Origin of the sequence: Kitasatospora sp. NPDC056184 (assembly GCF_042268405.1) — a bacterium.
GTDB lineage: Bacteria > Actinomycetota > Actinomycetes > Streptomycetales > Streptomycetaceae > Kitasatospora.
Genome location: NZ_JBHJUI010000005.1, coordinates 435,533 through 446,454, shown reverse-complemented (window position 1 = coordinate 446,454; position 10,922 = coordinate 435,533). Strand labels below are relative to the sequence as shown.

The following is a 10,922-nucleotide window of genomic DNA, read 5'->3' as shown; positions in this document are numbered from 1 at the left end:
GGGGCAGGGTGCCCCCTATGCCGCCCCGGGCCGCGGGGGGTTCCCCCCCCCCCCGGGCGGCCCGGGCCCCGCGGGGGGCGCGGCCCCCCCCGACCGCCGAACCCCCGAACTCCCGAACTCCTCAAGTCCCGAACTCCCGACCTTCCACCGAGAGGTGAACACATGAGCAGCGCGGTGCCGCCCGGCGGGGCGGGCCCCGGCCTCGACGACCCGCGCGGGACGGTCGAGGCCCAGGCCGCCCGACTGGCCGCGTCCGGCCTCGACTCGCCCGGCCCCTACCTGATCGGGGTGCGCCACCACGCGCCCTCGCTCAGCGCCGTCGTGCCCGCCCTGCTCGACGCCGCCGCGCCCGAGGTGCTGCTGGTCGAGCTGCCCGCCGAGTTCCAGCCCTGGCTCGACCTGCTCTCCGACGAGGCCACCAAGGCCCCGGTCGCCCTCGCCGCGGCCCCCGCCGCCGACCGCTCGGACGAGCGCGCCGACGGCATCGGCGCCGAGGCCGGCCACGGCACCGGGCTCGCCTTCTACCCCTTCGCCGACTTCTCGCCCGAACTCGCCGCCCTGCGCTGGGCCCGCCGCCACGGCGTCGAGACCGTCGCCTGCGACCTGCCGCTCGCCGTCCGCGAGCGGTACACCGGGCGCGGGCGCACCGGTTCCGAGGCCCGCCCCGGCGTCGCCGACGCCCTGCGCCACCGCCTCACCGGGCGGGACGACGACGAGGACCTCTGGGACCGCCTCGTCGAGACCTCCGCGCCCGGCTCCACCCCGGAGGCCGTCCGGCGCGCCGCCCTGCTGGTCGGCTGGGCGCTGCGCCGGGACGCCGAGGACGGCCCCGGCGTCGACCCGTACGACCTGCGGCGCGAGGCCTGGATGCGGGAGCGCATCCGGGAGGCGGCCGCCGGGGGCCGCCGGGTCGCCGCCGTCATCGGCGCCTTCCACGCCCCCGCGCTCACCGGACCCGCCGACGGGTCCGCCACCGAGTCGGCCACCGAGCCCGCGGACGGCCCGGCCCCGGACGGCCGTCACGTGGTCTCCCTGATCCCGTACACCTACCCCCTCCTCGACGCCCGCTCCGGCTACCCGGCCGGCATCCGCGACCCGGAGTGGCAGCACACCGTGCTCGACGCCGAAGGCGACCCCGACCGGCTCGCCGAGGCACTCGTCCGCACCGCCGTGCGGATCTGCGAGGCCCTGCGCACCCAGGACCACCCCTCCGGCCCGGCCGACGCCCGCGAGATCGTCCGGCTCGCCGGCGACCTCGCCCGGCTGCGCGCCCTCGCGGCCCCCGGGCGCGGCGAGCTCGTCGAGGCGGTGCAGACCGTCCTCGCCCAGGGCGAACCCCTCGGCCGGGGCCGGGCGGTGGCCCGCGCGCTGGAGAAGGTCCTGGTCGGCACCCGCACCGGCGAGCCCACCCCGGCCGCTCCGCGCAGCGGCCTCGCCCCCGCGGTCGAGCAGCTGCTCGCCGACCTCGGCCTGCCCGGCCCCGGCGACACCGCCGAGCCCGCGCCCCGCGAGCTGCGGCTCGACCCGCTCCGCTCGCCCCTCGACCGGCGCCGCGAACTCCTCCTCCACCGCCTCACCGCCTGCGGCGTGCCCTACGCCGAACCCGTCGAGACCACCGGCGCGGGCGGCACGGAGACCCTCACCACCCGCTGGCGCGTCCGCTGGACCCCGGCCGTCGCCGCCATGCTGACCGTCGCCGGCACCCGGGGCGTCACCCCGGCCCAGGCCGCCGAGGGCGCCCTGCGGGAACGGCTCCGCCGCGAGCAGCAGGCGGACGGTCCCACCGCCCGCGAAGTCCTCCAGGGCCTCGCCGACGCCGCCGCCTGCGGTCTTCCCGCGCTCACCGACACCCGCCTCACCCAGCTCACCGCCGTCCTCCCCGGCAGCGGCACCCTCCCGGACCTCCTCAACGCCCTCGCCCTCCTCGACCGCCTCACCGCCACCCACCAGCCCCCACCCCCCGCCGCCACGCCGGACGGCCGGACCACCGCGTCCGCCGGTGCGGAGGCTGCCTCGGCCCCGGCGCCCGGCGTCGTGTCGGCCGGTTCGCCGGGCGTGGCTTCGCCCGCCGGTGGTGCGGTGGCTGTCGCGTCGCAGGGTGGGGCCGCCGTGTCCGCCGGTGCGGGGGCCTCGGCTCCACCGGTCGCGGCCGTGCCGACTGGTGAGGGCGCTGCGTCCTCCGGCGGTGCTGCTCCTCCCGGTCCGGCGGGCGGTGGCGCGTCGGTCACGGCGTCGCCCGGTGCGGGTCCCGCTGCTTCGCCGGTCGACGGTCCGGCGGCTTCCGGACCGTCCGCGGGTCCCGCCTCGGCGGAGGGGCCCGCGGTCTCCGCCGAGGCCGGGGCCGGGGCCACGACCACCGCCGAGGACGGCGGTCGCAGGGCTGCCGCGGATCCGGGGGATCCGGCGGATCCGGTGCTCGCCGCGCTCGCGGCGGCGGCCGAGCTGGTGACGGTGGCGGCCGTGCGGCAGTTGGAGGGACTGAGCGGCTCGGACGAGGCGGACGACGCCCGGGCGCTGGTGGAGCTGGCGCGGCGGGCGGACCTCTCCGGAGGCGTGCGGCTCCGCCACACGCTGGCCGAACTCGCCGACGGGGGAAGCCCCCTGGTGCGCGGCGCGGCCGGGGCGGTCCGGGTGCTGCTCCGGCAGGAGGAGCCGGCGGTGTTCGGCGACCGGGCCGCCTCCTGGGTCGACGGCGCCACCGGGCCCGACGCCCGGCACGCCCTCGGGCGGTCCCTGGTCGGACTGCTCACGGCCGCCGAGGGGCTGTTCTCGACCGCGCCCGAGGTGCTCGAACCCGTGCTGGAACGGGTGGTCACGCTCCCCGACAGCGCCTTCCTGGACCGCCTGCCCGCGCTGCGCGGCGGGTTCGACACGCTCAGCCCGGCCGCTCGCGACCGACTGCTGCAGCTCGTCGAGGAGCGCGTGGGCACTCGCCTGAACGCGCTCCCCGAGGAGGTGCCGCCCGCACTGCTCGCCGACTGGTCCCGCGCGGACCTGGCCGCCCGCGCCGCGCTCGCCGGCCGCGGGCTGCTCCCGGCCCTCCTCCCGCCGCCCACCGCGGAGCCACCGGCCCCGACGGCCCCCACGCCCACCCCGACCCCGACCCCCGCCCACGCCCTCGGCGCGGCCGAGCGCTGGCGGCTGCTGCTCGGCAGGCCGGGCAGCGGCGGCCTCGGCGGCCGCGCCTCCCGCCTCGCGACGGCGCTCGACGAGCTGTACGGGACCGGCCACGGCGAGGGCTCCGGCCCCGGCCTGGACGGTCGGGGCGGCGCCGGCGGCAACCGGGGCGGGCGCGAGGCGCCGTACCCGGGTGTCCGCGAGTGGGCCGAGGAACTGACCGCCCTGTTCGGGCCGGGCCTGCGCGAGGAGGTGCTGGCGGCCGCCGTCGCCCAGGGCCGCGGCGACGCGCTGGAGGCGATCGACCCGGGCGCCGTCCGACCGTCGGTCGACCTGCTGCGCACCGTCCTGGAGCACGCGGGCGGCCTGCCCGAGGCCCGGCTGGCCGGGCTGCGCCCGCTGGTCCGGCGCCTGGTCGACGAGCTGAGCCGTGAACTGGCGACCAGGCTGCGACCCGCCCTGACCGGGATCAGCGTGCCGCGCCCGAGCCGTCGCCCGGGCGGCGGCCTGGACCTGCACCGCACGATCCGCGCCAACCTCGGCACCGCCCGCCCGGCCGACCCCGCCGCCGGCCCGTCCGGCGACGGACCGGGCGGCATGGTGATCGTGCCGGAGCGCCCGGTCTTCCGGACCAGGGCCCGCCAGGCGTCCGACTGGCGGCTGATCCTGGTCGTGGACGTGTCCGGCTCGATGGAGTCGTCGACCGTCTGGGCGGCGCTGACCGCGTCGATCCTGGCCGGGGTGCCCTCGCTGAGCACCCACTTCGTCGCCTTCTCCACCGAGGTGGTCGACCTGACCGACCGGGTGGCGGACCCGCTGGGCCTGCTCCTGGAGGTCCGGATCGGCGGCGGCACGCACATCGCGGCCGGTCTGAAGTACGCGCGGAGCCTGGTGACCGTGCCGTCCCGCACGCTGATCGCCGTGGTCAGCGACTTCGAGGAGGGCGGCCCGGTCGGCGGGCTGCTCACGCAGACCCGGGCGCTGGTCGACTCGGGCTGCCACCTGCTGGGCTGCGCCGCGCTGGACGACACCGGGACGGCCCGGTACTCGAAGGCGGTCGCGGGCCGCCTGGTCGCGGCCGGGATGCCGGTGGCGGCGCTCAGCCCGCTCGAACTGGCCCGCTGGGTGGGGGAGAAGGTCCGATGACGGAGACGGCAGGGGCAGTGACGGGTACGGACGAGGGCACGGGGACCGGCGCGCAGTGGCCGGCGGTCCGGCCGGAGGTGGTCGCCGAGGTGGTGGCCGGGCTGTCGGCGCGGTTGCAGAAGCGCTTGGACGGCGCGGCCGCCAAGCTGGCCGAGCGGCCGGTGGAGCGGACGGGCGAGGACTGGCGGATCGCCGTCGACGAGGAGTCGGTGCTCGTCCTGCACGCGCCGGGCGGGGTGGTCGCCGACCAGGCGGACGTGCGCTGCGGCTGCCTGCTGGCGCCCGCCTGCGTGCACCGGGCCGCGGCGGTCACGGTCTGCCCGCTCGCCGACGACGAGTCGCTCGCCGACGAGCCGCCCGCCGCCGGGGACGCCGCGTCGGACGGGGAACCGCCGACCACCGAGGCCCCCTCACCGGCAGCACCGGCAGCACCGGCAGCACCTGCCGAACCGGCGGCCCCGCCCGGAGCCGCTCAGCCCGCCGAGGACCTCACCGCCGCCGAGCGGGCCGCCGTCGCGCACCTGCACCGGGTGGGCGCCGCCGTGCTGGCGGCGGGCGTCGGCGGCACGGGCGCGGTGCTCCAGGCGGAACTGCTGCGCGCGGCCCACCGGGCCCGGCTGGCCGGCCTGCACCGAGCGGCGGCCGCGGCGGTCGCGGTGGTCACCCGGGTCCGCGCCGCCCGCTCGGGCGAGCCGGACCACCGCCTCGCCGACCTGGTGGCCGGCCTGCGTGAACTCCTCGGCCTCAGCACGGCACTGGCCCTCGCCACCGCCACACCGCAGGCGGCCGGTCCGGGCGTCGCGGAACTGCGCGGGACGGCCCGCCAGGCCTACGCTCCCGCGGGCGGCCTGCGGCTCTACGGGCTGTTCGCCGAGCCGCTCCTGACCGCCACCCACGCGGGGGTGCTCACCTGGGCGGTGGACGCAGGCGGCGGGCTGCACACGATGGCGGAGGTGATGCCGCACACCGACGCCACGTCGGCGGCCCCGCAGGCGGTCGGGGCCGGGAACCGGGCGGTGCGGCTGGGGGACGCGATGCTCAGCCACCGCGAGTTCACCCGGGCCGGGCTGGCCGTGCAGGGGGCGACCAGGTCGGCGTCCGGACGGCTCGGGGCGGGCGCCTCGGTCCGGGCGGTCCGCGCGGCGGGCGCGGCCTGGACGGCCGAGCCGCTCGCGGCGCTCTGGGGCGAGCCGCCGGCCGCCCAGGTGGCGCGGGCGCTCGCCGCCGGGGCGCTGCCGCCCGAGGCCCGGCCGGCCGGGAGCGACCTGCTGTTCCTGGACGTGACGCTGCTCGGCGCGGCGCCGTACGGAACGGACGGGGAGTCGCGGCTGCTGGCGGAGTGCGACGGGGCGGTGGTGGCACTGCGGGCCGCGCACGACCACCCGGGTCTGGCGTACCGGGGCAACCTGGCGCTGCTCGCCACGGCCCCGGGCCTGCGGCTGCGGGTGATCGGCCGGCTGGAGCGCTCGGCCCGCCCGGAGCTGCGGCTGCTGGCGATCGGCCTGCCGCCCGCGGACCGGGCCACGGCCGGCGCCACCGGGGCCACCAGCGCCACCGGGGCCACCGGCGCCGCCGACCCGGCCGCGTCCGAGTCCTTGCCCGAGTCCTTGTCCGAGTCCGCGTCCGGGTACCCGGCGCTGCCCGCCCTCGCGCTGCCCGCCGACCGCGCGGGCCGGGTCAACCTGGGCCTGGAGCGGCTGCAGACGGCGGACCTCACCCTCCCGCCCGCCGGCCCGGCCGGGACCGGAGCCCTGCCGCCCCTCGATGCCTCCGGCGGCGGTGCCGACGCTCCGACCGTCCCCGTGCACCTGCTCGCCCGCCGGGTGGCGCAGGCGGTGACCGGCGGCCGGTCCGCGCTGGCGCTCGGCTCCCGCGCGGCCGACGACGACCGCGCCCGGTTGCGGTCGGCGGGGCTGGCCACCGGGGCGGCGCTGCTGGACGGACTGTTCGCGGCGGCGGTGGACCAGCCGCGCGACGTCTTCGGCCGGGTCGTCGCGGACGACCACGGCGCCTTCACGGCCGGCTGGCTGGCGGCGGCCTGGTACGAGGAGGAGCTGGCCTCGGCGCTCTGCGCGACCGCCTGGTCCTGGCCGTCGGACACCGCTCCGCCGCAGGAGGCCCCGGACCGGACATAAGGAGAACTATTTGCACAAGCAGGTAAGCCGCGCCGAATGGCATAATTGGGTGGAGAAGCACGTTTTACCGGAGCCACCGGAGCCACCGGGGCACGACCCGAGCAGTTTCCGAGCAGAGAGAGGCGAGCCATGGGGATCCAGGACGACGCCGCCGAGATCCGCGCCAGTGGCTGGCGGACGCTCGCCGCGCTGCACGGCCTGATCGACTCGGCGCTGGAGAAGGCGCTGCAGGCGGAGCACCGGCTGTCGGTGGTCGAGTACACCGTGCTGGAGGCGCTGTCGCGACAGGACGGCTGGCACATGCGGATGCAGCAGCTGGCCCGCGCGGCCGCGCTGAGCAGCAGCGCGACCACCCGGCTGGTGAGCCGGCTGGAGGACCGTGGGCTGCTCAGCCGCTACCTCTGCGCGGACGACCGGCGCGGCATCTACACCGAGCTGACCCCGCAGGGGCGCGAACTGCTCGCCGCGGCCCGCCCGCTGCACGACGCGACCCTGGAGACGACGCTCACCGAGGCCGCCGATCTCCCCGAACTGGCCCCGCTGGTACGGGCCCTGCACGACCTGGAGCTCGCCCCGGCCAAGGCCTGACGGCGTCACCGGCCCGCCGACGGACCGACCGGTCCGCCCACCCGTCGGTCCGCCCGCCCGTGTGTGGGGGCTCCGCGCTCACGCGCGGGGCCTCACCGGTGGGCGGCGAGCGCCTCCGCGTGGACCCGGTCGAGGAGGGCGAGCAGCAGGTCCTTGCTGGACGCGCGCTCCCGGACGTCGCAGAGCAGCACGGGCACGCCCGGATCGAGGTCCAGCGCGCGGCGGACGTCCTCGGGGGAGCAGTCGCGCCGCCCGTAGAAGCAGTTGACGCCGACGGCGAAGGGGATGCCGCGCTGCTCGAAGAAGTCGACGGCGGCGAAGCTGGACTCCAGCCGCCGGGTGTCGGCCAGGACGACGGCGCCGAGCGCGCCGAGCGCCAGGTCGTCCCACATGAACCAGAAGCGGAACTGGCCCGGCGTGCCGAACAGGTAGAGCACCAGGTCCTCGCGGACGGTGATCCGCCCGAAGTCCATCGCGACGGTGGTGGTCGACTTGTCCTGGACGCCGTGGAGGCTGTCGATCCCGATGCTGGCGTTGGTCATCCGCTCCTCGGTCTGCAGCGGTTCGATCTCGCTGACCGAGCCGACCATGGTGGTCTTGCCGACGCCGAAGCCGCCGGCGACGAGGATCTTGACCGCACCCGGCACCAGGCTCTGGGTCGTCACGTCGGGTCTCCTGAAGGGAATCGGGCGGGCTGCTGGGCGGAGGGGCGGGCGCGGATCAGAGCCGGCGGACGCCCTCGATCACGGCCTGGATCAGCGCGATGTCCGGTGCCTCGGCGAGTTCGACGGGTGCCCGGGTGAGGATCATCCGGGCCTCGGCGAGGTCGTCCAGCAGCACCTTGACCACGCTCACCGGGAGGTCCAGGACGGCTGCGATCTCGGCCACCGCGAGCGGGCGTTCGCGGCAGAGGTCCAGGATCGCCGCCGGTTCGGGCGTCATCCGGCTGGTGTCCGCGCGCGGGTCGGCGGTGACCACCAGGGTGATCAGCGCGAAACCGTCACGGACCGGGCCGGTGCGCCCGTTGGTGATGGCGTAGGGGCGGACCAGATGGCCGGCCTCCTTGTCGTAGAACCAGGCCTCGGCGGCGTCGACGGTCACGCACCGCCACCCGCATTCGGTTGGCCGGCGTCGCTGCGCGGCGCTGCGGTGAGGTACTGGCCGACCTGCTTGACCAGCATGTTGATCTCGTAGGCCATCAGCCCGGCATCGACGGACTCGCTGGTGAGCACGGCGAGCCGGGCGCCCTGGCCGGCGGTCGTGACGAACAGGAACAGCTGGTCCATCTCGATCACGGTCTGCCGCACCCGCCCGCCGTCGAACCGCTGGCCGGCGCCGCGGGCGAGGCTCTGCAGGCCGGACGCGACGGCCGACAGGTGCTCGGCGTCGGCCCGGTCGAGCCCCTGGGAGAGCCCGACCAGCAGGCCGTCCTCGGACAGGACGACGGCGTGCCGGGTCTCCGGGACCCGCGACACCAGCTGGTCCAGCAGCCAGTTGAGGTCGCGCTCGGTGTCGGTGTGCTGCGTCATCACTGCTGTTCCTTCGCTGTGGGGGGCGCGTCCGGCTCGGACGGGGTGGCACGGGCGGTACGGGTGCCGCGCTGGATGGCGGCCATGGTGGCCCGCGAGCGCTGCGGCGAGGGGTCGTCGTCGGGCCGGGCCGAGGAACCGGGCGGCCCGCCGTGGGGCGAGGGCGGTCCGGTCGGGGCGGCGGAGGGCGCGTGGGCCTCGCGCAACTGTTCGGCGAGGCTGGCGTTGCGGACCCGCCGGGGCAGGACGCGCGGCGTGCGCAGCTCGCCCTCGGGCCCGTACTCCGCGTGGGCCTCCCCGGCGCGCTGGTGCGCGGGCGCCGCGGCTTCCGCCGGCTCGGCCGACGGCTCGCCGGCGCCCGCCGCCGGTGCGCCGGTACCGCTCCGGGCGCCGGTCCCGAACAGCGAATCCGGCCCGGGGTCGGCCGTCGGGTCCAGGTACGGCCGGGGCCGTCCGGGCCGTGCCACGACCACCGCGCCCGGCAGACCGGGGATCGGGGAGCCCACCGGCAGTCCGCCGTTGACCGTCGGGTCGCTCGGACGGCCCGGATCGCTCGGGCCGCCCGGGTCGCCCTGGCCCTGCGGTCCGGCGCCCCCGGGGTAGTGGGCGACCAGCTCGCCGATCACCACACCGCCGTCGGCCGCCGCATCCTCGCCGACCCCGACCCCGACCCCGACCCCGACCCCGACCCCGACACTGGCACCCGGCTCGTCGCCCGGCCCCTGCCCGGCCGCCGGTCCGCTGCCCAGCAACCCGTCGAGCACCCCGGCGAGCGCACCCGCCGGCTCCTGGCCGACCGCGCCCGGTCCCGCACCCGGTCCCGCCTCCACCCCGGGGCCCACACCCGTGCCCGCGCCCACACCCGCGCCCGCGTCGACACCCGTGCCGGGGCCCGCCCCGGCGCCGGGCCGCAGATCGGGTGCCGGGGACCGGGTGACCCGGGCACCCGCCGGCAGGCCGGCCACGAAGGACGGCGGCTCGGCCTGCTGCAGCAGCGCCGCCGGCACCAGCACCACCGCCCGGGTCCCGCCGTAGGGCGAGGGGCGCAGCGTGACCTGGACGTCGTGCCGGGCGGCCAGCCGGGCGACCACGAAGAGCCCGAGCCGCAGGTCGTCGCCGAGCGCGGAGACGTCCAGCTCGGGCGGGTTGGCCAGGTAGTCGTTGAGCCGCTGGTACTCCTCCTCGACCATGCCGAGGCCGCGGTCCTCGACCTCCACCACCAGGCCCTTGGGGACCTCCTGCGCCGAGACCTGCACCTGGGTGTAGGGCGGCGAGAAGGTGGTGCCGTTCTCGATCAGCTCGGCGACGAGGTGGATCACGTCGGCGACCGCCTGGCCGCCGAGCGAGGTGCGGGGCACGCCCTGGACGACGACCCGCGAGTAGTTCTCGGTCTCGGAGACGGCGCTGCGCAGCACGTTGACCATGGGCACGGCGTTGCGCCAGCGCCGGGCGGGCAGCGCGCCGCCGAGGATGACGAGGTTCTCCGCGTTGCGCCGCATCCGGGTGGCGAGGTGGTCGACGGCGAACAGCTCGCGCAGCAGGTCGGGTTCCTCGTGCTCGCGCTCCAGCGCGTCCAGCATGCTGATCTGGCGGTGGATCAGGATCTGGGTGCGGCGCGCGATGTTGAGGAAGACCTTCTTCGTCCCCTCGCGCCCCTGGGCCTGGTGGACGATGGCGGCGACGGCGGCCTGCCGGACGGCGGCGAGGCTGTCGGCGGCCTGCTGGAGTTCGTCGCCGGCCCGCCGGGGCGGGGTCCGGACGGACGGGACGGGGACCGACTCGCCGGCCCGCAGCCGGCCGACGATCCCCGGGATCTCGTGCTCGGCGAGCGTCAGCGCGTCGGCGTGCAGCGCGGTGATCCGGGCCGGCAGGGCGCGCGCCGCGCGCACACCGCGCACCAGGCTCCAGAGCAGGACGGCGCCGACCGCCGCGCTGCCGGCGTACAGGGCGGTGCGCTCCCCGGCGTCGCGCAGCAGGTAGGCGGCGTATCCCCAGGCGGCGGCGAGGCCGAGGCAGGGGACCAGCACGAGAGCGAGGAGCGAGCTGCGTAGGGAGCCGGGCCGGCCGGCGCGGTGGCCCGTCCGGGGGGCCGATATGCCTGGCATCTGATTCCTTGTAGCAGGGCCGAACGGCGGGTGTCCGTGCGCGGTCCGGCCGGGGCCGCTGGGGCGCCACGGCCGGCGGTGCCCGGAGGGTTGCCGGAGGTGGCGACCCGTGGGGTCGCCGTCCGGACGGATGCAGCACGGCCGCCGACTTCAGGCACGCTACCAGCCCAAGGTGCCCTTCGGGCAACATCAACTGACCATATGTGAACGCCTGATGACAGCGCGTCGGGAACCGCCGCGACCCTCCGGCCGGGTATTCGCACTGGTCAGCGAAGCCGCCGGGGGAGTGCCCGACGGCTTTC

The 10,922-nt window shown here is 77.8% G+C and carries 7 protein-coding genes; 3 read left to right on the top strand and 4 right to left on the bottom strand.

What is annotated here, in order from left to right:
• Positions 1-162: 162 nt before the first annotated feature.
• The 3 genes from ACFC0B_RS13980 (at position 163) to ACFC0B_RS13970 (ending at position 6,986) form a co-directional block, all read left to right on the top strand.
• Entirely contained in the window at positions 163-4,263 is a 4,101-nt protein-coding gene (locus ACFC0B_RS13980; RefSeq protein WP_376085936.1) for a DUF5682 family protein, read from the top strand.
• Positions 4,260-6,398: a hypothetical protein gene (locus ACFC0B_RS13975; RefSeq protein ID WP_376085932.1), complete on the top strand. Its 2,139-nt coding sequence runs from the start codon at positions 4,260-4,262 to the stop codon at positions 6,396-6,398. Before ACFC0B_RS13980 ends, ACFC0B_RS13975 begins: the two co-directional genes overlap by 4 nt.
• Positions 6,399-6,527: 129 nt before the next feature.
• Complete coding sequence (locus tag ACFC0B_RS13970) at positions 6,528-6,986, top strand: MarR family winged helix-turn-helix transcriptional regulator (RefSeq protein ID WP_376085929.1); 459 nt, start codon at positions 6,528-6,530, stop codon at positions 6,984-6,986.
• 92 nt (positions 6,987-7,078) lie between these two features.
• On the opposite strand, the gene ACFC0B_RS13965 is transcribed toward ACFC0B_RS13970, so the two are convergent.
• From ACFC0B_RS13965 to ACFC0B_RS13950, 4 genes are read right to left on the bottom strand one after another with little or no spacing between them, the layout of a single operon-like run.
• Positions 7,079-7,651 (bottom strand): ATP/GTP-binding protein, encoded by a 573-nt coding sequence (locus ACFC0B_RS13965; protein ID WP_376085927.1) that lies wholly within the window; start codon positions 7,649-7,651, stop codon positions 7,079-7,081.
• A gap of 55 nt (positions 7,652-7,706) precedes the next feature.
• Positions 7,707-8,087: a DUF742 domain-containing protein gene (locus ACFC0B_RS13960; RefSeq protein ID WP_376085925.1), complete on the bottom strand. Its 381-nt coding sequence runs from the start codon at positions 8,085-8,087 to the stop codon at positions 7,707-7,709.
• A complete protein-coding gene (locus ACFC0B_RS13955) occupies positions 8,084-8,515 on the bottom strand; it encodes a roadblock/LC7 domain-containing protein (RefSeq protein WP_376085923.1) in 432 nt (143 codons plus the stop codon). Before ACFC0B_RS13955 ends, ACFC0B_RS13960 begins: the two co-directional genes overlap by 4 nt.
• Positions 8,515-10,620, bottom strand: coding sequence for a sensor histidine kinase (locus ACFC0B_RS13950; RefSeq protein ID WP_376085920.1), 2,106 nt, complete (start codon positions 10,618-10,620; stop codon positions 8,515-8,517). Before ACFC0B_RS13950 ends, ACFC0B_RS13955 begins: the two co-directional genes overlap by 1 nt.
• Positions 10,621-10,922: the final 302 nt, after the last annotated feature.